The organism is Silvania confinis, assembly GCF_025564085.1.
Lineage (GTDB): Bacteria > Pseudomonadota > Gammaproteobacteria > Enterobacterales > Enterobacteriaceae > Enterobacter > Enterobacter confinis.
The window spans coordinates 97,315-120,161 of record NZ_JAMGZJ010000075.1 but is presented as its reverse complement, the minus strand read 5'-3'; the positions used below and the strand labels follow the sequence as shown (position 1 = coordinate 120,161).

The following is a 22,847-nucleotide window of genomic DNA, read 5'->3' as shown; positions in this document are numbered from 1 at the left end:
TGTTGGGCATCAACAACTTTACTCAACATCGAATGCAGGGAAGGGGTTATGAAAACGTTAGGTGAATTTATTGTCGAAAAGCAGCACGAGTTCTCTCATGCAACCGGTGAGCTCACTGCTTTGTTGTCGGCAATAAAACTGGGCGCCAAGATCATCCACCGCGATATCAACAAGGCCGGACTGGTCGATATCCTGGGTGCCAGCGGTGCTGAAAACGTGCAGGGCGAGGTTCAACAGAAGCTCGATCTGTTCGCGAATGAAAAACTGAAAGCTGCACTGCGCGCACGCGACATCGTTGCCGGGATCGCCTCCGAAGAAGAAGATGAAATCGTCGTCTTTGAAGGCTGTGAACATGCAAAGTATGTCGTTCTGATGGATCCGCTGGATGGTTCATCTAACATCGACGTTAACGTTTCTGTCGGCACTATCTTCTCCATTTACCGTCGCGTCACCCCTGTTGGTACGCCGGTAACCGAAGAAGATTTCCTGCAGCAGGGTAACAAGCAGGTGGCCGCGGGCTACGTGGTTTATGGCTCCTCGACCATGCTGGTGTACACCACCGGCTGCGGCGTGCATGCCTTTACCTACGACCCGTCGCTGGGCGTATTCTGCCTGAGCCAGGAGCGCATGCGTTATCCGCAGAAGGGCAGCACTTACTCCATCAACGAAGGTAACTACATTAGATTCCCGTCGGGTGTGAAGAAGTACATTAAATTCTGTCAGGAAGAAGATATGGCTACCCAGCGCCCGTATACCTCGCGCTATATCGGTTCTCTGGTGGCGGATTTCCACCGCAACCTGCTGAAAGGCGGGATCTATCTCTACCCAAGCACCGCCAGCCACCCGGAAGGTAAACTGCGCCTGCTGTACGAGTGCAACCCGATGGCCTTCCTCGCGGAACAGGCCGGCGGTAAAGCCAGCGACGGTAAAGAGCGGATTATGGATATCATGCCGGAAAGCCTGCACCAGCGTCGTTCGTTCTTCGTCGGCAACGATCATATGGTTGATGATGTTGAACGTCTGATCCGCGAATTCCCGGACGCGTAATTTTTAGATTTATATCAGGGGCCTTATGGCCCCTTTTTACTTTTTTACCGGCATAATCTGCGCTTATTTATACTGTTGTCGGTATAACGCTATATAAAAATGCTGCTGTAACCCACCTGTCCAATCCGTCATCATGGCGGCGTTCAAATAGTGTTCATAGTTGGGAATCAGCAGATATGAAAAACCTCTCTCGATCCTCCACGGGTATCGATCTCAATCTTATTCCGGTCTTTATTGAAGTCGTCAGGTGCGGGAGTATGGCCAAAGCCTCTTTACGTCTGAATATGTCCAGACCAGCCGTTAGCCTGGCGCTAAAACGCTTTGGTATGCTGTTTAACGAGCCGCTGTTCACGCGAAAGGGACTGTTTCTGGATCCCACGCCGCATGCACTGCAGTTGACCGGCGAGATGGAAAAGCTGCTGGGCATGATCCACGATCATATCGCCAGCACCCCGGTAGATGGGCAAAGCCTTCCGACGCCTGCGGCGCCGGAATATGCTGAGACTACGCCTGCTGCATCGACAGTTTGAAAGACGACATCGCCTCGATAAGCTCGCGCGATTGATCTTCCAGCGAGCGCGTCGCGGCCGAAGATTGCTGCACCAGCGCGGCGTTTTGCTGCGCCGTTTCATCCATCTGATTGACGGCAATATTTACCTGCGCAATCCCGTGACTCTGCTCCTGCGACGCGTTGGCAATTTCCCGCATCAGCTTCGTCATCCGCAGCACTTCGGTAGCAATCTCATCCATGGTTTCACCCGCCTGCTGCGCCAGCTCGCTGCCCTCGCTGACGTGCGACTGCGAGTCGCTAATCAGGGTGCGGATCTCTTTGGCGGCATCGGCGCTGCGGCTGGCAAGATTACGTACTTCACCGGCCACGACCGCGAACCCACGTCCCTGCTCACCCGCGCGAGCGGCTTCCACCGAGGCGTTTAGCGCCAGAATATTGGTCTGGAAGGCAATCCCGTCGATCACGCTGAGGATATCGGCGATACGGCTGGAGCTGCCGGAGATATCGCGCATCTTCTCAATCACGTAGCACACCATTTCGCTGCCGCGATCGGCGGTATCAGAGACGGTCTTCGCCAGCAGGTGCGCCTGCTCGGCGTTGTCGGCGTTCTGTTTCACGGTGGCGGTGAGCTGTTCCATGCTGGCCGCGGTCTCCTCCAGCGAGGTGGCGTTCGATTCCGTGCGCTGGGCCAGGTGCATGTTGCCTGCGGTCAGCTCCCGGCTGCCGATGTCGATTTGCGAGCTGGCATCGCGTACCCGCAGTACCGAGCCCATCAGCGACTGGCGCATCGCTTCGATGGCCGCATTCAGGCGGTTAAACTCCTGGCTTGCAGGCGGATCCATGGTGTGGGTCAAATCGCCTGCGGCAACATGCTCCAGCTGGGCAATCGAAGCGGAAAGAGGCTTGAGCAGCATATGACGCAGCGCCAGCCAGGCCAGCACGATAATCCCGGCAGTCAGCAGCGCGGCAACGATAATCAGCAGCATCACCTGACGTTTACTCGCCTGCACTGCCGCCACTTCGGCTTTGCCACGGCTTTCGCTCCAGGCCTGGAAAGCCTGCATGTCGTTATCGAACTGACGCGCTACCGGTACCAGGCTGTTCTCCAGCAGGTCGTAATAGGCATCGGCGCTCTGCTCGTTCAGCGCCTTCTGCATCGGCACTATCCCTTTTTCGTTGTAGGCCGCCAGGCTTGTCGCCACCTGCTTCAGCAACTGCTCGCCTTCGGGGTTGCTCACGCCGCTGGCGAAAACGCCCTGCAGCGTTTTTTGCGCCAGCGCGATTTCGTTATTGATGTTTTTCACCGATTTCGACGCGTCATCCAGCAGGCCGACCTCCATCATGCGGACGGCCTGACCCGCTTCATTGCGCGCGCGCAGGATCAGGGTGTAGCCCGAACTGAGCTGCACCAGTTGTTCACCCTGTAGGTGGTTAATACGCTCCAGTGAGGAGGAGCTTTGGGTAAGGGCATAAATACCGATACCGCTGACGAGCAGCAGCAGGAAGGTCATAACGGCCAGTAACGAAAGCAAGCCGGTACGAATCGATAGCGTTTTCAGCATGATGTAATTTCCGGTAGCGAGATAAATCTGGACAGAATTAAAGATTATCGGCCGCTACCGGAAAATAATTAGACCTTTAGCAAATTCAGTATGTTACTACTTTGTGCTGGTTGTGCTCACGCGTGTAACAGGCGAGCTCTGGCGGTTCTCCCAGAGCACCGTCAAACCACGCTGCAGGGCAATAAAGATGAACAGCAGAATGCCAATCGCAATCTTGGTCCACCATGAGCTGAGCGTGCCGTCGAAGTTAATGTAGGTCTGAATCAGCCCCTGGATCGCCACCCCGAACAGGGTTCCGAGCACTGTTCCGACGCCGCCGCTCAGCAGCGTACCGCCAATCACCACCGAGGCAATCGCATCCAGCTCTACCCCCACCCCGGCCAGCGCGTAGCCCGCCTGGGTATAAATGGAGAAGATGATCCCCGCCAGCGTCGCCAGCCCGGTGGAGAGCATATAGATGCGGATAGTGGTGCTGCGGGTGGAGATGCCCATCAGGTTGGCGGAGGTCGCGCTGCCGCCCATCGCATACACTTCGTTGCCAAAGCGGGTACGGTGCGCGAGGAACATCCCAATCACCACTACGCCCAGCATAATCAGGCCAAGAATACTCAGACGACCGCCGCCGGGGATTTTCCACGCCAGACTTGAGAGGGTCTCGTAGATTGGATGGTTAATCGGGATCGACTCTTCCGACACCAGATAGCTGAGGCCGCGCAGGAAGAACATCCCGGCGAGGGTGATAATAAAGGCCGGAATTTTCAGCGCGTCGATCAGCAGCCCCATAAAGGCACCAAAGGCGCAGCCCATCGCCAGCACCAGCGGGAAGGCCAGCAGCGGAGAGATCCCCCAGAAGCCAATCGCTTTCCCGAGGAACACGCCGGTAAAGGCGATCACTGACCCGACGGAGAGGTCGATCCCGCCGGAGAGGATCACAAAAGTCATGCCGACGGCGATGATCCCGAGGAAGGCGTTATCGGTCAGGATGTTGCAGATGACGCGCGTCGAGGCAAAGCCGGGGAACTGCGTCAGACAGTAGAGATAGCCCAGCACGAACACGCCCAGGGTTATCATCAGCGGTAAATTACGTTTTATCATGACCACGCATCCCCTTAATCAGACTGATAAAGCGCGGCGACTGCACGATCAGCACGCAGAGCACCACCACCGCTTTCACCACCTGGTTGAGTTCTGGCGGGAACCCGGACAGCAGGATCCCGGTATTCATCCCCTGGATAATCAGCGCGCCAATCACCGACAGCAGCAGGTTAAAGCGCCCGCCCATCAGCGAGCCGCCGCCGATTACGACCGCCAGAATGGCATCCAGCTCCAGCCACAGCCCGGCGTTATTGGCATCGGCCCCGCGAATATCCGCCGCGACGATAATCCCGGCAATCGCGGCGCATACTCCGCTTAACACATAGGTCAGCATTACCATCAGGCGGGTACTGACCCCGGCGTTTTTCGCCGCACGAATGTTGATCCCCACCGCTTCAATGAACATCCCGAGGGCGGTTTTGCGGGTGAAGAGCCAGAAGGCAATCAGGGTCAACACCACGATGATCACCGGCGTCGGGAAGAAAAACAGCGAGCCGCTGCCAATCCACGCCAGGTTCGGGGCGTTAAAGGTCACGATCTGCCCGGAGGTAATCAGCTGTGCGACCCCGCGCCCGGCCACCATCAAAATCAGGGTGGCGACGAACGGCTGGATCTTGAGGATGGCGACCAGAATGCCGTTCCACAGCCCGGCCAGCACCCCGGTACCCAGCGTCACCAGCAGTACCACCGGCAGGCTGTGTCCGGCCACGGTCATCGACGCGGCCGTCGCTCCCGCAATGGCCATCACCGCCCCCACCGACAGGTCGATCCCGCCGGTGGCGATCACCAGCGTCATGCCAATCGCCAGCAGCGCCACCGGCGCGGCGCGGTTTAAAATATCAATCGGACTGCCGAACAGGCGGCCGTCCTGGAGGATTATCTGATAAAAATGCGGCGAAACGAGGCTATCGACCAGCAGCACCAGCAGCAGCGCAATAATTTGCGGCATCCCGGTGGGCCATTTGAAGCGGCGCTTCGGCTCGCCGGTTTGAGAAACGGAACGGGGCATCACGGTGCTCTCCTTAAGCCGCAATGGCATTCATGATGGCCGGAACGGACAGGGCTTCCAGCGGGATCTCTGCCACCTGCTGCCGGTCGCGCATGATGATCACCCGGTCGGCATAACCCACCAGCTCTTCCAGCTCCGACGAGATCACCAGCAGCGCCAGACCGTCGGCGCACAGGGTCTCGATCAGACGGATAATTTCCGCGTGGGCACCGACGTCGATGCCGCGCGTCGGCTCGTCGAGGATCAGGAACTGCGGTTTGGTCAGCAGCCAGCGCGACAGCAGGACTTTTTGCTGATTACCGCCGGAGAGGAATTCAATCGGCTGTTCCGCACTCGGCGTACGAATCCCCAGCTGACGAATAAAGCGCTCGGCAATGGCGTTTTGCTCACGCTTAGGGATTGGCCGCAGCCAGCCGCGCTGGGCCTGCAGGGCCAGAATGATGTTTTCGCGCACCGAGGCCGCAGCAATAATTCCGTCAGTTTTCCTGTCTTCCGGGCAGAAGCCGATCCCGAGGCTGGAGGCCTGATGCGGTGAGCGCAGGGTCTGAGGTTTGCCTTTGATCAGCGCGCTGCCGGTGTCGGCAGGTTTGATCCCGAAGATCACCTCGGCCGTTTCGGTGCGCCCGGATCCCAGCAGGCCCGCCAGACCGACGATCTCGCCGGGGCGAACCTCAAGATCAAACGGGGCGATGGTGCCTTTTTTGCCGTAGCCTTTAAACGCCGCCACCGGCTTATCGCTGAGCAAGGTGCGGCCCGCGCGCTGCAGGGCGTTGGTCTCCAGTTCGCGGCCCAGCATCATCTTCACCAGCTCAATTTGCGGCAGCTCGCGCGTTTCGCGACAGCCGACAAAGCTGCCGTTGCGCAGCACGGTAATGCGGTCACTGACCTCATACACTTGATCGAGGAAGTGGGTGACGAAAATCAGGCTCACCCCCTGGTCGCGCAGCTGACGCATCAGGGTGAAGAGCATCTCTACCTCTTGGGTGTCGAGGCTGGCGGTGGGTTCATCGAGGATCAGCACTTTAGCAGACAGATCGATAGCCCGGCAGATGGCCACAATCTGCTGCATCGCCACCGAAAAGCGGTTCAGGGGTTCACGCACGTCGAGAGAGAAGCCGTATGACTCCATTAATCGGGTGGCGCGCGCCACCATCTCTTTGCGTCGAATCAGGCCAAAGCGCTTCGGCTCCCGGCCAATAAACAGGTTATCGGCCACCGACATGTTCGGCAGCAGGTTCACTTCCTGATAGACCGTACCAATACCCAGCTGCTGGGCGTGGGCGGTGTTTTTTGGCGAAATGGTATGACCATCCAGCCAGATGGTGCCGCGATCGGCGTGATAGACGCCGGTCAGGGCTTTAATGAGGGTGGATTTCCCGGCGCCATTCTCCCCCAGCAGGGCCATGATCTCGCCACGGCGCAGGCTGAAATCGACGCTATCCAGCGCTTTTACGCCGGGAAAGTACTTGCTTAATCCTTCTGTGCGGAGGATTTCCTGGTGTTGGTCTGTGGTCATGCTTCCCCCTGCATCACGCCAGATGGCGCTACGCTTAACCGGCCTACAAAAAGCGTATCGTAGGCCGGGCAAGCGCAGCGTCGCCCGGCATTTTTATTGGAGCTTAGTAGCCCATATTTTTCTTCTTCTCTAACTCTTCTTTCGCGGTATCAGGCAGGTAAAGGGTGGATTTGGTGATGGTCACTTTTTCCGGCAGGGTGCCGTCTTTCTTGAATTTCTCGAGCGCGTCAAACGCCGGGCCAGCCATATTCGGGGTCAGCTCGACGCTGGCGTTGGCTTCTTTGTCGATCATCGCTTTGTAGATGTCCGGCACGCCGTCGATAGAGCCGGTCAGGATATCGCTACCCGGTTTCAGACCCGCTTCTTTGATCGCCTGAATCGCGCCGATCACCATGTCATCGTTGTGGGCGTAAACCATGCAGATGTTTTTGCCGTTGTTCTCGGCTTTGATAAAGCTCTCCATGACTTCTTTCCCTTTACTGCGGGTAAAGTCGCCGGACTGAGAGCGGATAATCTTGATGTTGGAGGCTTTGGCAATCGCATCAGCGAAGCCTTTCTTACGGTCAATCGCCACGCTGGCACCCACGGTACCCTGCAGCTCAACCACGTTACACGGCTTACCCGCCACCTGTTTGATCAGCCACTCACCGATCAATTGCCCTTCCAGCACGTTGTTGGCGGTAACGGTGGTCATATAGAGAGATTTGTCTTTTACATCGATGGAACGATCGAGCAGGAAGACCGGAATTTCTGCATCTTTAGCTTCTTTTAAAACCGGTTCCCAGCCTGTTGCCACCACCGGCGCAATGAAGATGGCATCAACGCCCTGGGCGATAAACGAGCGTACCGCTTTGATCTGATTTTCCTGTTTTTGCTGACCATCGGCGATTTTCAGCGTGATACCGCGTTTTTCGGCCTCACTTTTCGCGACGTTGGTTTCCGCTGCGCGCCAGCCTGATTCCGAGCCGACCTGCGCAAATCCTACGGTTAATGGGGCGGCCATCGCCATAGACGACATGGCTGCCGAAACTGCTGTGACAAGAAGTAAGCGCTTCCACATAGTGATACCCTCGTAGTCCAGGTTATTGTTGGTTAAAAGATGTTCCGCGAAAAAACTATAGACAATGCGGGATGTAACGGAGTGTGTTACATCACACTTCGGAAAAGTGAATAAAACGTTAATCACAACTTTGTAATCGCTTTCATTCACCCATTAAAAATGCGGCTGAGTTTATGGATATTCCTGTCATCAGAAGAGGCTGAAAAGGGCGCGCAGAACCGGGAACGGGAGAAAACAAGCGAAGACATTCGTCGCCAGTTGGCTATAATACTCGCCACTTGTTTACCAATCATTTTGAAGGACACAGACATGAGCTTACTCAACGTCCCTGCGGGTAAAGAACTGCCGGAAGACATCTATGTAGTTATTGAGATCCCAGCAAACGCCGATCCAATTAAATACGAAATCGACAAAGACACCGGCGCACTGTTCGTTGACCGTTTCATGTCTACCGCGATGTTCTATCCGTGCAACTACGGTTACATCAACCACACCCTGTCTCTGGATGGTGATCCGGTAGACGTGCTGGTCCCAACGCCATACCCGCTGGAGCCAGGCTCAGTGATCCGCTGCCGTCCGGTTGGCGTACTGAAAATGACCGACGAAGCCGGTGAAGATGCGAAGCTGGTTGCGGTACCGCACACCAAACTGAGCAAAGAGTACGATCACATCAACGATGTGAACGACCTGCCAGAACTGCTGAAAGCGCAGATCACCCACTTCTTCGAGCATTACAAAGATCTCGAGAAAGGCAAATGGGTGAAAGTGGACGGATGGGACAATGCCGAAGCCGCTAAAGCTGAAATCGTTGCCTCTTTCGAGCGCGCGAAGAAGAAGTAATGCTTCCGGTTGAATAAGCCCCGATTCGTCGGGGTTTTTTTTGGCTTAACGGCGGTGAAAGCCAACGATCGCAAATGTCACAAAAATGTCACAAATAACTTTTCTCTATTCATATTAATCAGATAGTGCTTTTACCCTGCCTTAACCTTCTTGTGCGCCCTTAAAGTCTGCCCGCGGCGGGTCGATACCCTCGTCACGTGATCGCGATCGCTTTATTACACAGGAAATGCCCGCTACAGATGAAACTCAATTCACTTACCATAGGCCAACGCCTGGGGCTGCTGGCCTCGCTGTTGCTGCTTGCTACGCTGTTTATCGGCCTGCGCGGGCTGGCGATTAACAGCAATAGCCTGGCCCAACAAGAACAGATCATGACGATGGAGCAGACCATCACCGAAAGCATTGATACCGCGCGCAATGCCCAGGTGCAGTTCAAAATCCAGGTGCAGGAGTGGAAGAACACCTTGCTGCGCGGTGCCCAGGGGCAAGAGGCGTTTGATAAGTACAGAACCGCCTTTAGCCGTGAAAGTCAGGAAACACAGGCGCTGTTAACCACGTTGAGCGAACTGCTGCCCAAAATCGGCATGGATAACCGCGAGCTGCTGGCCACGCGTGACATTCACGCCGGGCTGGAACAGAAGTACCTGGCGGCGCTGGCCGATTATCAGGTGGGCGATGCGACCAGCGCCCAGCGGGTGGATAAGCAAGTGACCGGCATCGATCGCGAGCCGACGAAAATGATCGACGAGGTGGTGGCCCGCACGCTGCAGCATGCTAAAGCGCTACACCAGCAGACCATCACCGAGAACGAAGCGCGCTACCAGCAGACCAAATGGCTGTTGCTGCTGGCCATGGCGCTGACCCTCGCCGCCGGACTGCTGGTGACCTGGTGGTTGATTCGCAGTATTACCCGTCCGCTGGCGCAGGCGGTGAGCATTGCCCGCACCGTGGCCGCCGGCGATTTGCAGTCCCGCTTTACCGTCGCCGGACGCGACGAGACTGCCGAGTTGATGCATGCGCTGCAGGAGATGAACGTCAACCTGACCCGCATTGTCTCGGGTGTGCGCAACGGTACCGAAAGCATCGCCACCACGTCGGCGCAGATTGCCAGCGGCAGCCATGAGCTCTCTTCGCGTAACGAAGCCCAGGCCAGCGCACTGGAGCAGACCGCAGCCTCTATGGAAGAGCTTACCTCGGTAGTGAAAAGCAACGCTGAAAATTCGCGTACCGCCAGCGAGCTTGCCCGCAACGCCCGCCAGGTGGCGCGTCAGGGGGAGAAAGCCGTGGAGCGCGCCGTGCAGACCATGAGCGAAATCCATGATTTTTCCAGCGAAATTAACACCATCATCAGCATGATCGACAGCATTGCCTTCCAGACCAATATCCTTGCCCTCAATGCCGCTGTCGAGGCGGCCCGCGCAGGGACAGAAGGACGCGGCTTTGCGGTGGTGGCCGCCGAAGTGCGCGGCCTGGCCCAGCGTTCTGCCTCGGCGGCGAAGGAGATCAGAGGGCTTATTGACCGCTCGGTTAACCGCATTGATGAGGGTAACGGCCAGGTCAAAGAGGCCGGTGCCGCGATGGCGGATATTCTGCAGAGCGTCAGTAAGGTGAGCGAGCTGATCGAAGCGATTTCGTTAGCCAGCAACGAGCAGAGCACCGGTATCGATCAGGTCAACGTCGCAGTGACCCACATGGATGCAGCCACGCAGCAAAATGCCACGCTTTCTCAGGAGTCGTCTGCCGCCGCGAAGGCGATGCATCGCCAGGCAGAACATCTGCTGGACACGGTGCAGATATTCAAGCTGCGCCAGGAAGAGGCTTAACAAAAACAACGCCACCCGAGGGTGGCGTTGTTCATTTCAGTACTGGTCTCTGTCTAACCAGTTACCGCTTTCAATCCGCGTTAACCCATCGACCGGACGCTGGTATACGTACATCCACGCAGTACCGTAGGGCGTCTGGATCAACTGGCGAGCGTATTCCCCGCCCCTGGTGCGCAAGGCATCAAGTTCGGCAAGCGTGGCGTTATCAATACGATAAACTTCACCCTGTACTGTTCCGTTCCCCGGAACTGCGCCTGGATAGTGGCCCAGACTGTACAACTGGTAGTTTTCAATATTGTAATTCCCCAGCAGCTGGGCGTTGGTCATCCAGTGGCTGTTGCCTTGCTTAGTTCGTAAACTACCGTAGACAAATATTCGCATTGCTAGAACTCAAACTGATAGAGCACATCGAGTGCCTGGTCTATGCCAGACACCGCTTCCAGATACAGCTTAGGCATCAGGCGATAGCGTAACGTGAGCGTCGCCAGTGAGTCAAAGATCCCCACACCATATTTCACCTGCAGACCCGGCAGTACATAGCCGCTGACCACCACCTGAGAAGAGTCACCGACCCCCTGGGTGTCCAGCGCCAGATTGCTTACGCCAAACGTCTCGCCGATTTTACCCACAACCTGACCACTTTGTGCAACCCCCAGGCCCACTAACATTGACGTCATTGCGGCACTGTCGCTCTGATTGCTGTCCAGACCTTGCCCGCGAAGCAGGTAAGACAGGGCTTCCTGCTGCGACATCGCCGGGTCGGAGAAGATCTCCGCCTTCGGCTCGTCAGCGGTGCCGGTCACCCGCACCCCGGCAATTACCTCGTCTTCGGTGGACTCCGGGTTACGGATCGCCTCGATATTCAGCAGCGGCTGATCCGGCGGGCCAGAGAACAGCAGCTCGCCTTTGCGCACAATCAGATCCTGGCCATAGGCGTGGAAGCGCCCTTCCGGAATATTGATCTGCCCGTTCAGGCCCAGCCCCTGTTTATCCTGCGCCACTTTCAGATCGCCCGTCAGCCTCGCCTTCAGACCAAAGGCATCCAGGCGCACGTTGTTGCCGACGTGCACAATCAGATTGCTGTTGATCGGGATCGCCGCCCGCTGGGTTTCTACCGGCTTCAGATCTTTGTCGAGCATCACCTCATCGCTGGAGACGCCCACCGCGCTTTCTGGCACGTCGTGCACCACGATACGCGCCCACGGCACATCGACTCGTCCGTCCAGCGTATACAGGTCTGGCGTCGCCTCGAAGACCACATCCGGCGAGACATCCAGCCGCACCATCGGCGGCACCGTAATGCGCACTTTGCTGCCTTTAGCCGCCACCCGCGCGCGCCAGTTATCAAGCTGATTCCAGTCCGCATCGCCGCTGAGGTTGATTTGCCCCTGCTGGGTACGCACCACGCCTGCGAGGGTCGAACTCTTGCCGTTGAAGTTCATCGCCAGCTGGCTGGGCTGCATATCGAATGGCATAAAGTTGCCGTCGACATCCACCCCGTTGAGCTGCATCTGGCCGAACAGCTGCGGGCTTTGCGCGTTACCGGCTAGCCGCAGATTGGCGCTCAGCATCCCGGCTACCTTCTCGCCGCGGGCGAAAATGGCGTTTGCCATCGCCAGGTTGAGGTTGCGGATATTGACGTTACCGCCCAGATTACGCTGACCCTGCGGATCGGTAACCTGGATCTGACCGTCGAACTGACCGTTGTTGGCCAGGCGGATCAGCCAGCCCAGCTCGGCGCGATTATTATGTAAATCGGCGGTGAGGTTCAGGGTGTCGAACGCCAGCGGCAGCGGCGCGTCGTTAATCACCTGGGTCACTTTGACGTTGCGCCCGGACAGGGTCACGTTGCCCTGCGGCAGCCCCGGTTTGGTGGTGTCCCACGCCACATCCGCTTTACCGCTGAAGACGCCGCTGGCCTGGGTGGCATCCGGCATAAACGGCTTGAGCATTTGAAGGTCGAAGCGGTTGAGATTCACCACCGCCCGCCCCTCGGCGCCAGCATCGATGGTCTGCGGCACGCACAGCTCGGCATTCGGGTTGGTCCAGCAGTGCGGCCCGATGCTAATTTTCTGCTCTGCGTTGCGGTAATCCAGCGCAATCGACCGGTTTAACGCCCACGGCCCCACCGGTGTGGCGAAGCGGGTGTTATCCAGCGTGCCTTTCCAGCGGGTCTCTTTGCGATCAAAACTCCCCGCCAGATGCAGCTGGCCGGAGACCGGCTCTCCCTGGATGCGCAGCTGGAGCTCGTGCTGTTTCTCGTTGCCCTTCGCTTCCAGCGTCACCTGATTCAGATTAACGCCCGGCTGGGATATCCGGTCGACCTGCAGGTTGAGATGCCCTGCAATCTGATCGGTTGATTTGACGTCACCATCCACCCGTACGCGGGCGATGGTCAGTTCCTGCCAGCGCAGGTTATTGGCGGTGATATCGGCCAGCAGCTGCGGTGCCTCGACCGTGCCGCGCACTTTTACCAGCCCTTTCGCCGTGCCACCCAGCCCCGGCAGGGCGTTGTCGAGATTTGGCGCATCGATGGTGGCATCCAGATCCAGATCTTTCACCCCCAGCTCGCCCTTGATGTCGGCGGTATTACGCCCCAGCGCCACGTGCATGCCCGGAATAATCCACTGCAGGTAGCTGTTGCCCTTTAACGAACCGTGGACATCGACCTTGTTCTGCTTCACGTTGCCGGTGATTTTTAGTTCCGGGACGTCCATCTGCCAGCTTCCGCCATACAGACTGCCGCGCGTTTTAATCAGGCCATCAAGCTTCGACGGCCAGTCCGGCACCTCTTTGCCGGTGTTGATGCCGGTAAGTTTCAGCTCGCCGCGCCAGCTGATCGCCTTCTGCCAGTCGAGCAGCGCCGTCAGCTCGGTTTTGCCTTCCAGCGCCGCCACCGTCAGCTTATCGAGGTTAATCTGCTGCTCGTTGCCCTTCGCATCCAGCGTAATGCCCGCGGACGGCAGCCCCTCGCCTTTCACCGCCGTGCGGAACGACAGGGTGTAATCGGTCATTTTTCCCGTGAGCTTCAGCTTCACGTCGTCAGCCTGATACTGCTTCTCGCCGGTAAACGGCCAGTACAGCTGCTCGCTGATCAGCTCCAGGTTGAGCGGCAGGCCTGCCTCTGCCAGCCGGGTCTGGCCGCGCAGCACCATGTCCACCGGGCCTGACAGGTTGACGCCAAATTCCAGCTGTTCACGCAGCGCACCGCCGACTTTTAGCTTTACCTTCTCGCCTTTTATCGGGTCGATATTCAGGGTGCTGTTGAGGGTGATATCCACCGGCCAGTTATCGCGCAACAGCGCATTGCCGGTCGCATTCACGCTGCCCTGGTTAGTGTCGATATCCAGCGCGTCGAGCTTCATGTTGCCGTCGATACTGCTCACTTTCAGCAGCATGTTGAACACCGTCAGATCGGTGTCGCCGGTCAGGCGCAGCTGCTCGCCTTTAAATTCTTCGATATTGAGATTCAGCGGCAGATGGACTTCTGTCATCTCCGGCAGCACCGGTTTGGAGAACAGATCTTTCAGCGTTTCACCCAGCGGTTTCTCGTCCGGCTGCGGGTTCTGAATTTTCGGATCGACGATCTCTTCCTGCGCCATATCCGCCACCTTCGGCAGGGCGATCAGCAGCCCTTGCAGATTGGTGGGCGTTAAGGTCAGGTTTTTCTCCTGCCAGCGCAGGCCGGAGGTGAAATCCATCACCGACACGGTGGTGTCGTCGATTTTGAGGTTGACGTTGTTCAGCGCCACCCGATAGAGGGCAATCGGATACGGCGTGGAGAGATCCAGCGGGCCGCTGTCTTCTTCAGCTACCGGTTCCGTTTTCGGCATTTTGCTGGAATCGATAGTCACAAAGACGTCTTTTAGCGCCAGATCGTTAATGCACAGGCTGCTGTCGCGCAGGCAGCCGAGCTTGACCGCCAGATGCAGATCCCCGGCATTCACCGCCACGCCCGGCTGGGTATAGCGGACGTTTTTCAGGTGCAGGTCGCGCCATCCGCCGGTGACCTGGCCGATCTCCAGCCCCGGTACCCAGCGGTTGGCCGCATTAAACAGCAGGTGGAGCCCGCTGGTGGTCCCCACCAGGAACGCCACGGCACCCAGCAGCAGCAGGATAAACAGCAACACGCCGAGGCTTATCTTCTTCCATAAACTCATAACTCAGGCCCCAGACCGATGTAAAACTGCAGATCGTGATTATCTTTATCACCCACCGGCACCGCGAAATCGAGCTTGATCGGCCCGACCGGTGACTCCCAGCGCACGCCGACGCCTGCGCCGGTTTTGAAATCGCTGCGGCGGATATCGCTCACCGCTTCACCGCTGTCGATAAAGGTCGCGCCCCACCATTTGCCGGTGACGTTGTACTGATACTCCAGCGAGCCGGTGGCCAGCTTCGAGGCCCCGATCAGCTTGCCTTCGCTGTCTTCCGGCGCGATGGATTTGTATTTATAGCCACGAATACTGCGATCGCCCCCGGCGAAGAAGCGCAGGTCCGGCGGGACTTTGGCGAAGTCTCCGGTTTCAATCCAGCCCAGATTGCCGCGCACCACAAAGCGATGGCGATCGTAGAGGGTACGGATCCAGACGTTTTGCGCCTGAACCACCGAGAAATCCACATCGGAGCCCCAGGCGGTATTCGAATAATCGACCGAATAACGCTGAGAATCGCCCCAGGTTGGCATCAGCCCCCCGCGTGAGCGTGTCCGGCTGATCATCACCCCCGGATACAGCAGCATGGTGGTGTTGGTGACGCTGGCCTGCGTAAAGTGGTCGAGGCTCCAGCGCAGATTAATCGCCCGCTGCCAGCCGCTGGAGAGGTCCCAGTAGCGCGACACGGCAAGGGTGGTGGAGTCCGATTCGGTATCGTTGAGGTCAGTGCGCTTAAAGCCGCCCTGCACCAGGTAATATTGCTCGAGCGGGTTTTTCAGCAGCGGCATTTTATAGCTGAAATCAAGCTGCTGTTCGGGGGCCGAGACGCTGAGGTTGGTGGTCAGGCTGTGGCCGTAGGAGTTCATCCACGGCTTTTTCCAGGTCGCCTTCACGCGCGGGCCAACGTCGGTAGAGTAACCGACCCCGGTCTCGATGGTGTTTTCGGTACGGGGCGAGACCACGCCGTGCAGCGGCAGCACTTTGGTCTTCCGCGCTTTATCAAATTCCGGTGCCACCACCACCGAGTTAAACCAGCCGGTCGCAGACAGGCGGCGGTTCAGCTCAGCCAGATCCTTCGACTGGTAATAGTCGCCTTCTTTAAACGGGATCAGGTTCTGCAGGTATTCATCGCGGATTTGCGAGCCTTCGAAGGTGACATCACCAAAGCGGTAGCGCTCGCCGCTGTCGTAGTCGATATCCCAGAACGCCTGGCGTCTTTCGAGAGAGACCCCGAGCTGGCTTTTATTGAACTGGCTGTCGAAATAGCCTTTGCGCAGCGCCACGCGGGTCAGATCTTTTTTGAAGTCGTCGTAGTCGCTGTGATTCAGGACGGTGCCGTTCTTCGGACGGGTGTGCAGCAGATCGAGATAGTCACGATCGGTACGCGCCCCGCCGCGCAGCACCACGTCAGTACCACCAATCAGCACCGGTTCGCCCGCCTTAACGCGGGCAATCAACACCTGCCGCCCTTTGGCCGGCGGTGGACGTAATTCGAAGTCGATGGTCGGGTCGTAGTAGCCGAGCGCTTTTAACCCGCCGCGAATCGCATCATCGACGCGCGCGCGAAAGCGCCGGTCCGGCGTCACTTCGTCGCTCTGGATCGTGGACAGCTGCGCACGTACGTTTTTTTCCAGCGCCCCGGATAACCCCTCAACCTGCAAACGAACATTCGCCGCACTGGCGACTCCGCTTGTCAGCAATAAACTGACCAAACATAACTGGCGGATTTTTGGCACGTTTTCTCCTGAATATCCTTGTTTCCACCCTGGAAGCACTTGAAGTGCCGCTCCGCGGCGTATCACGGCATAATGCCCAAAAACCAATTAGCGGGTTGAAAATTGGTTAAACAACCTAATATTTCTTATGTTTAAATCTAGACTCATTCACCGTGTTTATTGTGTTCAATTAAACGCTTCGTGACAACCTTAACCCAAACATCACCACCCCGGAGGCCTCACCGTGAGTTTATTCGATAAAAAACACCTTGTTGCTCAGGCGGATGCATTACCGGGACGAAATACCCCTATGCCAGTCGCCACCCTGCATGCCGTCAACAATCACTCCATGACCAACGTGCCGGACGGCATGGCAATCGCCCTGTTCGCGATGGGCTGCTTCTGGGGCGTGGAGCGCCTCTACTGGCAACTACCGGGCGTGTACAGCACCGCAGCAGGCTACACCGGTGGCTATACCCCTAATCCGACCTACCGTGAAGTCTGCTCCGGCGAGACCGGTCATGCCGAGGCGGTACGCGTGGTGTATGACCCGAACCTTATCAGCTACGAGCAGCTGCTGCAGGTATTCTGGGAAAACCACGACCCGGCGCAAGGTATGCGCCAGGGCAATGACCATGGCACTCAGTACCGCTCAGCGATCTATCCTCTGACGCCCGAGCAGGATACCGCCGCGCGTGCCAGCCTTGCGCGCTTCCAGCAGGCGATGCATGAGGCTCATGACGATCGCCTGGTGACCACGGAAATCGCCACCGCGCTGCCTTTCTACTATGCCGAGGACGACCACCAGCAGTATCTGCACAAAAATCCATACGGCTACTGCGGTATCGGCGGCATCGGCGTCTGCCTGCCGCCTCAGCTGGCATAACCGATAAACGCGCGCACCCGACCCTGCCTTCCCCGGCAGGATCGGGTTAAAAAGCGATCTCTGGCAGCTTTACAGTTGGTTACGCTATACTACCCGCTGAAATAACCGGCTCAACGCTACGAGCGGGTGTTCAATGTGTTTTCACACAAATGTAATTAACTTCCCTTCCGAGGATCTGGCGAGAAGCCGGATAAACTATGTTAAACAGTATTTTACTAATACTTTGTCTGATTGCCGTGAGTGCATTTTTCTCAATTTCAGAAATTTCACTGGCCGCATCCCGAAAAATCAAACTTAAGTTGCTCTCCGATGATGGCAATATCAATGCACAACGTGTGCTGAAAATGCAGGAAAACCCCGGTATGTTCTTTACCGTGGTGCAAATTGGCCTCAACGCGGTTGCCATTCTCGGCGGTATCGTCGGTGACGCTGCTTTCTCTCCGGTGTTTTACAGCCTGTTCGCCAACTACTTCTCCCCTGAACTCTCCGAGCAGCTGAGCTTTATCCTCTCCTTCACGCTGGTGACCAGTATGTTCATCCTGTTCGCCGATTTGACCCCGAAACGCATCGGTATGATTGCGCCCGAAGCCGTGGCTTTGCGTATCATCAACCCGATGCGCTTCTGCCTGTTCGTGTTCCGTCCGCTGGTATGGTTCTTCAACGGCCTGGCAAATATGATTTTCCGCCTGTTTAAGCTGCCGATGGTGCGCAAAGACGACATCACCTCTGACGATGTCTACGCGGTGTTTGAAGCCGGTGCGTTGGCGGGTGTGCTGCGTAAGCAGGAGCATGAGCTGATCGAGAACGTGTTTGAACTGGAATCCCGTACCGTGCCGTCGTCGATGACCTCGCGCGAAAACGTCATCTGGTTCGATCTCAACGAAGATGAGCAGAGCCTGAAGAACAAGGTTGCCCAGCATCCGCACTCCAAGTTCCTGGTGTGTAAAGAAGATATCGACCACATTATCGGCTACGTGGATTCCAAAGATCTGCTGAACCGCGTGCTGGCTAATCAGAGCCTGGCCCTGAGCAGCGGCGTGCAGATCCGTAATACGCTGATTGTGCCCGACACTCTGACCCTCTCCGAAGCGCTGGAAAGTTTTAAAGCCGCCGGGGAAGATTTCGCGGTGATCATGAACGAATACGCGCTGGTGGTGGGGCTAATCACCCTTAATGATGTGATGACCACCCTGATGGGCGATCTGGTCGGCCAGGGTCTGGAAGAGCAGATTGTGGCGCGCGATGAGAATTCATGGCTGATTGATGGCGGGACGCCAATCGACGACGTGATGCGGGTACTGGATATCGACGAGTTCCCGCAGTCCGGGAACTACGAGACCATTGGCGGCTTTATGATGTTTATGCTGCGTAAGATCCCGAAACGCACCGATTCGGTGAAGTTCTCCGGCTACAAGTTCGAAGTGGTCGATATTGATAACTACCGCATCGACCAGCTGCTGGTGACGCGCATCGACAACAAGCCGACGGTGCTGGTACCGAGACTCCCGGACGCCGAAGAGAACGCGTCGGCCTGAGTTTAGGCTACGCCACAAACATCAACGGCTCCCATCGGGAGCCGTTTTTCATACTGCATAGCACGGGGTTAAGCCATTTCAGTTTGCAGACGCATAACCTGACGGTTGACTTCGGACATCACAGAAAAGTGCTGTTTATCCTTTACCTTCGGCAGAAGGATCTTGCCCTTATCAAACTCAAAAGCGCCAACATCCTTGATGTACAAACGTCCACGGAACAGGATTTTTACGTACTTCGCCACCTGAAGCGGGTTGTATCGTTGGAAAATTTTCATTCTATGCTCTCCTGCGAATCATACGCTCTTGCAGCGCCACAATTGGGCCGACTTTCTGGAGCGCAAATTTTGTTGCCCAATGACTATAGACCAGTAACTCGGTGATACCCAGTGTGCATAAGTTTATTTACCTTTTGATGACAATTAATCAGAATTATCTATGTAAAGGATATATGCAGGCAGTATAAGCCATCGTTTTTGTGCCGTTATGTGCGTTCCTCCGCATTCTGGCACCGGGATTGCGGGTAAAGAGCATTGATCGCACTTATGATTAAAGCGCAAGACCAAGTGGTCGGATCACCTGCACATTATAAGGAAACACCATGACTCTACGTAACATTCTGGCAACAGCTTTCCTGATGCTGCCACTGATGGCCTCCGCACATAATTTTGAGAAGGGACAACGTGTGCCGCCGGTGGGCATCGCCGACCGGGGAGAATTGATCCTCGACAATGATAAGTTTAGCTACAAAACCTGGAATAGCGCGCAGCTCGCGGGCAAAGTGCGAGTGGTGCTACATATTGCTGGTCGCTCGTCGGCAAAAGAGAAAAACGCAACGCTGATAGAAGCGATCAAGTCAGCAAAATTCCCCCATGACCGCTATCAAACTACCACCATTGTGAATACCGATGATGCGATCCCAGGCTCCGGGATGTTTGTGCGCAACAGCCTGGAGAGCAATAAAAAGCTCTATCCGTGGTCGCAGATTATCGTCGACAGTAACGGCGTGGCGCGCGGCGCATGGCAGCTGGAAGAAGAGGGTTCTGCGGTTGCGGTGCTGGACAAAGAAGGTCGCGTACAGTGGGCGAAAGACGGCGCGCTAACGCAAGAAGAGGTGCAGCAGGTGACGGCCCTGCTGCACAAGCTGCTCGGTCAGTAAAGCGAGACCCTGAAGCCGGGGTTCAGGAACGATTCACGCGGGGTATAGTCAAGCGGCTTGCCCTGCCAGTCGTGAACATGCGCCCCGGCGGCAGCGGCGACCGCATGGCCTGCTGCCGTATCCCACACGTTGGTTGGCCCAAAGCGCGGGTAAAGCTGCGCCTGCCCTTCTGCCACCAGGCAGAATTTCAGTGACGATCCGATCGAGGTGGTTTGATGTTCGCCCAACTGCTGCAGGTACTCCTGCAGTTCGTTATCGGAATGCGAACGGCTAATCACCACCAGCGGCGGGCGGGCATCGCGCACGTGGATCTGCATCCGCACGCCGCACTCTTCTTTCCAGGCTTTGCCATCGGCAGCGCTGTACATCACCTTCAGCACCGGGGCATACACCACCCCCAGCACCGCTTTGCCTTTTTCAATCAGGGCGATATTGACCGTGAATTCACCGTTGCGCTTGATGAATTCTTTGGTGCCATCCAGCGGATCCACCAGCCAGTAGCGCTGCCAGTGTTGACGCTCCTCCCACGCTTGCGGGTCTTCTTCGGAGAGCACCGGAATATCGGGCGTCAGGGCCTGCAGACCCTGCAGGATCACCCCATGCGCCGCGAGATCGGCGGCGGTCACCGGTGAATCATCGGTTTTACGGACAACGTCCATCGGGAGTTTGCCATCGTAGACCTGCATAATGGCCTCGCCCGCATCCCGTGCGAGCTGACAAATTTTATCTAACATTCTCCACCTCTTTGCTTGTGACAGTGGGTATAACTTGTTGTTTTATTTATATCGCATTGTGCATAAATCCGCTATCTGTGAAGCAATTCCGGTTTCATTGCCGATTTTTCTGGCAGGATTCACAGTTCTGTAAGCAAAACAATATACATACATATTCTTTTGTGGCCTGGATCGAAAAAAGGACTCCTCAGATGATTAAGTTTAGCGCAACGCTCCTGGCGACGCTGATTGCCGCGAGCGTACAAGCAGCGACGGTAGATCTTCGCATTCTCGAAACTACCGACCTGCACAGCAATATGATGGACTTTGACTACTACAAAGATGCCCCGACGGAGAAGTTTGGTCTGGTGCGCACCGCCAGCCTGATTAACGCTGCCCGTGGCGAAGTGAAAAACAGCGTGCTGGTGGACAACGGGGACCTCATTCAGGGGAGCCCGCTTGGCGATTACATGGCGGCGAAGGGGCTGAAAAAAGGCGATATTCACCCGGTTTATAAAGCCCTCAACACCCTGGATTACGCGGTCGGCAACCTCGGCAATCACGAGTTCAACTACGGGCTGGACTATCTGCATATGGCGCTGGCCGGGGCGAAATTCCCCTACGTCAACGCCAACATCATCGATTTGAAAACGCAGAAGCCGCTGTTCACGCCCTACTTAATCAAAGAGACGTCCGTCGTCGATCAGGACGGTAAGCCGCAGACGCTGAAAATTGGCTATATCGGCTTTGTCCCACCGCAAATCATGACCTGGGATAAGAAGAACCTGGAAGGTAAGGTCACCGTTAACGACATTACCGAAACCGCACGCAAGTATGTGCCGGAGATGCGCGAGAAAGGTGCCGACCTGGTGGTGGTGGTTGCCCACTCCGGTCTGTCTGCCGATCCGTATCAGGCGATGGCAGAGAACTCGGTCTACTACCTCAGCGAAGTGCCGGGCGTGGATGCGATTCTCTTCGGCCATGCCCACGCGGTGTTCCCGGGCAAGGACTTCGCCAACATCAAGGGCGCCGACATTGCGAAAGGGACGCTGAACGGCGTGCCGTCAGTGATGCCAGGCATGTGGGGCGACCACCTGGGGGTGGTTGATCTGGTGCTGAATAACGACGGTGGAAAATGGCAGGTGACCCAGTCCAAAGCCGAAGCCCGTCCGATTTACGACCTGGCCGGCAAAAAAGCGCTGGTCGGTGAGGATAAAAAAATCGTCGAGGTGCTGAAGCACGATCACGACGCCACCCGCGAGTTCGTCAGCAAGCCAATCGGCAAATCCGCCGATAACATGTACAGCTATCTGTCGCTGGTGCAGGACGATCCCACTGTTCAGGTGGTGAATATGGCGCAGAAAGCCTACGTGGAACGCTTTATTCAGGGCGACCCGGACCTGGCCAAACTGCCGGTGCTCTCTGCCGCTGCGCCGTTTAAAGTGGGCGGACGCAAGAACGATCCGGCCAGCTTCGTCGAAGTGGAAAAAGGCCAATTGACCTTCCGTAACGCCGCCGATCTGTACCTCTACCCGAATACGCTGGTGGTGGTAAAAGCCACCGGTCAGGAAGTGAAGGAGTGGCTCGAGTGTTCTGCCGGGCAGTTCAACCAGATCGATGTGGCCAGCACCCAACCGCAGTCGTTGATTAACTGGGACGGATTCCGCACCTATAACTTCGACGTGATCGACGGTGTGGACTACCAGATTGATGTCTCGCAGCCGGCAAAATACGACGGCGAATGCAAGGTGGTGAATGCGCAGGCAGAACGTATCAAGAACCTGACCTTTAACGGCAAGCCTATTGATCTGAAGGCGACCTTCCTGGTGGCGACGAATAACTACCGCGCCTACGGCGGCAAGTTTGCCGGAACCGGCGACAGCCATATCGCGTTTGCCTCCCCGGATGAGAACCGCTCGGTGCTGGCGGCGTGGATCGGCGAGCAGTCGAAAAAGGCGGGCGAGATCCATCCGGCTGCAGACAACAACTGGCGTCTGGCTCCGATTGCCAGCAAGGTGAAGCTGGATATTCGCTTTGAGACCGCGCCAACTGAAAAAGCCGCGGCGTTTATCAAAGAGAAGGCACAGTATCCAATGAAACAGGTGGCAACCGACGAGATCGGCTTCGCCATTTATCAGGTGGATTTAAGCAGGTAAAAGCAAAACGGCAACCCAGTTGCCGTTTTTAGTGTTTGCGCCCTCTCCCGGTGGGAGAGGGTTGGGGTG

Annotated in this window: 18 protein-coding genes; 8 read left to right on the top strand and 10 right to left on the bottom strand. The window is 56.7% G+C overall.

The window, feature by feature from the left end:
• The first annotated feature begins 48 nt into the window (after positions 1-48).
• Both fbp and M8013_RS11590 read left to right on the top strand, forming a co-directional pair.
• Positions 49-1,047, top strand: a complete 999-nt coding sequence (gene fbp / locus M8013_RS11595; RefSeq protein ID WP_271267956.1) for a class 1 fructose-bisphosphatase — start codon at positions 49-51, stop codon at positions 1,045-1,047.
• 176 nt (positions 1,048-1,223) lie between these two features.
• Positions 1,224-1,577, top strand: coding sequence for a LysR family transcriptional regulator (locus M8013_RS11590; RefSeq protein ID WP_271267955.1), 354 nt, complete (start codon positions 1,224-1,226; stop codon positions 1,575-1,577).
• Here M8013_RS11590 and M8013_RS11585 read toward each other — a convergent pair.
• From M8013_RS11585 to ytfQ, 5 genes are all read right to left on the bottom strand, one after another.
• Positions 1,552-3,120 carry a methyl-accepting chemotaxis protein gene (locus tag M8013_RS11585; RefSeq protein WP_271267954.1) on the bottom strand — a complete coding sequence of 523 codons (1,569 nt, stop codon included), beginning with the start codon at positions 3,118-3,120 and terminating at the stop codon, positions 1,552-1,554. The two genes, M8013_RS11590 and M8013_RS11585, sit on opposite strands and share 26 nt — an antisense overlap.
• A gap of 96 nt (positions 3,121-3,216) precedes the next feature.
• Complete coding sequence (yjfF, locus tag M8013_RS11580; protein WP_271267953.1) at positions 3,217-4,215, bottom strand: galactofuranose ABC transporter, permease protein YjfF; 999 nt, start codon at positions 4,213-4,215, stop codon at positions 3,217-3,219.
• A complete protein-coding gene (gene ytfT / locus M8013_RS11575; RefSeq protein WP_272501621.1) occupies positions 4,202-5,224 on the bottom strand; it encodes a galactofuranose ABC transporter, ATP-binding protein YtfT in 1,023 nt (340 codons plus the stop codon). Before ytfT ends, yjfF begins: the two co-directional genes overlap by 14 nt.
• Before the next feature lie 13 nt (positions 5,225-5,237).
• Positions 5,238-6,740: a galactofuranose ABC transporter, ATP-binding protein YtfR gene (ytfR, locus tag M8013_RS11570; RefSeq protein ID WP_271267951.1), complete on the bottom strand. Its 1,503-nt coding sequence runs from the start codon at positions 6,738-6,740 to the stop codon at positions 5,238-5,240.
• Between the two features lie 103 nt (positions 6,741-6,843).
• A complete protein-coding gene (gene ytfQ, locus M8013_RS11565; RefSeq protein WP_271267950.1) occupies positions 6,844-7,800 on the bottom strand; it encodes a galactofuranose ABC transporter, galactofuranose-binding protein YtfQ in 957 nt (318 codons plus the stop codon).
• A gap of 309 nt (positions 7,801-8,109) precedes the next feature.
• Between ytfQ and ppa the strand changes: the two genes are divergently transcribed.
• Positions 8,110-8,640, top strand: coding sequence for an inorganic diphosphatase (ppa, locus tag M8013_RS11560; protein WP_271267949.1), 531 nt, complete (start codon positions 8,110-8,112; stop codon positions 8,638-8,640).
• A gap of 239 nt (positions 8,641-8,879) precedes the next feature.
• On the top strand, positions 8,880-10,463 hold the full coding sequence (locus M8013_RS11555) for a methyl-accepting chemotaxis protein (RefSeq protein WP_271267948.1): 1,584 nt from the start codon (positions 8,880-8,882) through the stop codon (positions 10,461-10,463).
• 36 nt (positions 10,464-10,499) lie between these two features.
• On the opposite strand, the gene M8013_RS11550 is transcribed toward M8013_RS11555, so the two are convergent.
• From M8013_RS11550 to tamA, 3 genes are read right to left on the bottom strand one after another with little or no spacing between them, the layout of a single operon-like run.
• On the bottom strand, positions 10,500-10,844 hold the full coding sequence (locus tag M8013_RS11550; protein ID WP_271267947.1) for a gamma-glutamylcyclotransferase family protein: 345 nt from the start codon (positions 10,842-10,844) through the stop codon (positions 10,500-10,502).
• A 2-nt stretch (positions 10,845-10,846) separates the two neighbouring features.
• The gene (tamB, locus tag M8013_RS11545; protein WP_271267946.1) at positions 10,847-14,623 is read right to left on the bottom strand and encodes an autotransporter assembly complex protein TamB; all 3,777 of its coding nucleotides are present in this window, start codon (positions 14,621-14,623) and stop codon (positions 10,847-10,849) included.
• Entirely contained in the window at positions 14,620-16,353 is a 1,734-nt protein-coding gene (tamA, locus tag M8013_RS11540; protein WP_271267945.1) for an autotransporter assembly complex protein TamA, read from the bottom strand. The genes tamB and tamA overlap by 4 nt, the downstream gene beginning before the upstream one ends.
• Positions 16,354-16,576: 223 nt before the next feature.
• Here tamA and msrA point away from each other — a divergent pair, with 223 nt between their 5' ends.
• Together msrA and paeA are read left to right on the top strand one after the other, a co-directional pair.
• Positions 16,577-17,218, top strand: a complete 642-nt coding sequence (gene msrA, locus M8013_RS11535; RefSeq protein ID WP_271267944.1) for a peptide-methionine (S)-S-oxide reductase MsrA — start codon at positions 16,577-16,579, stop codon at positions 17,216-17,218.
• 197 nt (positions 17,219-17,415) lie between these two features.
• Positions 17,416-18,753, top strand: a complete 1,338-nt coding sequence (paeA, locus tag M8013_RS11530) for a polyamine export protein PaeA (RefSeq protein ID WP_271267943.1) — start codon at positions 17,416-17,418, stop codon at positions 18,751-18,753.
• Positions 18,754-18,821: 68 nt separating this feature from the next.
• Here paeA and M8013_RS11525 read toward each other — a convergent pair whose 3' ends face one another.
• Positions 18,822-19,028: a DUF1107 domain-containing protein gene (locus M8013_RS11525; protein ID WP_271267942.1), complete on the bottom strand. Its 207-nt coding sequence runs from the start codon at positions 19,026-19,028 to the stop codon at positions 18,822-18,824.
• Positions 19,029-19,351: 323 nt separating this feature from the next.
• Here M8013_RS11525 and M8013_RS11520 point away from each other — a divergent pair, with 323 nt between their 5' ends.
• A complete protein-coding gene (locus tag M8013_RS11520; protein WP_271267941.1) occupies positions 19,352-19,909 on the top strand; it encodes a YtfJ family protein in 558 nt (185 codons plus the stop codon).
• On the opposite strand, the gene cysQ is transcribed toward M8013_RS11520, so the two are convergent.
• Complete coding sequence (gene cysQ / locus M8013_RS11515) at positions 19,903-20,643, bottom strand: 3'(2'),5'-bisphosphate nucleotidase CysQ (protein WP_271267940.1); 741 nt, start codon at positions 20,641-20,643, stop codon at positions 19,903-19,905. The genes M8013_RS11520 and cysQ overlap by 7 nt on opposite strands.
• 191 nt (positions 20,644-20,834) lie before the next feature.
• Here cysQ and cpdB point away from each other — a divergent pair, with 191 nt between their 5' ends.
• A complete protein-coding gene (gene cpdB / locus M8013_RS11510; RefSeq protein WP_271267939.1) occupies positions 20,835-22,778 on the top strand; it encodes a 2',3'-cyclic-nucleotide 2'-phosphodiesterase in 1,944 nt (647 codons plus the stop codon).
• Positions 22,779-22,847 lie beyond the last annotated feature (69 nt).

Coding starts and splice junctions, on each gene's coding strand:
- paeA (WP_271267943.1), top strand. CDS start 17,416: ATGTTAAACAGTATTTTACTAATACTTTGTCTGATTGCCGTGAGTGCA.
- M8013_RS11585 (WP_271267954.1), bottom strand. CDS start 3,120: ATGCTGAAAACGCTATCGATTCGTACCGGCTTGCTTTCGTTACTGGCC.
- M8013_RS11555 (WP_271267948.1), top strand. CDS start 8,880: ATGAAACTCAATTCACTTACCATAGGCCAACGCCTGGGGCTGCTGGCC.
- M8013_RS11520 (WP_271267941.1), top strand. CDS start 19,352: ATGACTCTACGTAACATTCTGGCAACAGCTTTCCTGATGCTGCCACTG.
- tamB (WP_271267946.1), bottom strand. CDS start 14,623: ATGAGTTTATGGAAGAAGATAAGCCTCGGCGTGTTGCTGTTTATCCTG.
- ppa (WP_271267949.1), top strand. CDS start 8,110: ATGAGCTTACTCAACGTCCCTGCGGGTAAAGAACTGCCGGAAGACATC.
- cpdB (WP_271267939.1), top strand. CDS start 20,835: ATGATTAAGTTTAGCGCAACGCTCCTGGCGACGCTGATTGCCGCGAGC.
- M8013_RS11590 (WP_271267955.1), top strand. CDS start 1,224: ATGAAAAACCTCTCTCGATCCTCCACGGGTATCGATCTCAATCTTATT.
- ytfQ (WP_271267950.1), bottom strand. CDS start 7,800: ATGTGGAAGCGCTTACTTCTTGTCACAGCAGTTTCGGCAGCCATGTCG.
- fbp (WP_271267956.1), top strand. CDS start 49: ATGAAAACGTTAGGTGAATTTATTGTCGAAAAGCAGCACGAGTTCTCT.
- M8013_RS11550 (WP_271267947.1), bottom strand. CDS start 10,844: ATGCGAATATTTGTCTACGGTAGTTTACGAACTAAGCAAGGCAACAGC.
- cysQ (WP_271267940.1), bottom strand. CDS start 20,643: ATGTTAGATAAAATTTGTCAGCTCGCACGGGATGCGGGCGAGGCCATT.
- M8013_RS11525 (WP_271267942.1), bottom strand. CDS start 19,028: ATGAAAATTTTCCAACGATACAACCCGCTTCAGGTGGCGAAGTACGTA.
- ytfR (WP_271267951.1), bottom strand. CDS start 6,740: ATGACCACAGACCAACACCAGGAAATCCTCCGCACAGAAGGATTAAGC.
- yjfF (WP_271267953.1), bottom strand. CDS start 4,215: ATGATAAAACGTAATTTACCGCTGATGATAACCCTGGGCGTGTTCGTG.
- ytfT (WP_272501621.1), bottom strand. CDS start 5,224: ATGCCCCGTTCCGTTTCTCAAACCGGCGAGCCGAAGCGCCGCTTCAAA.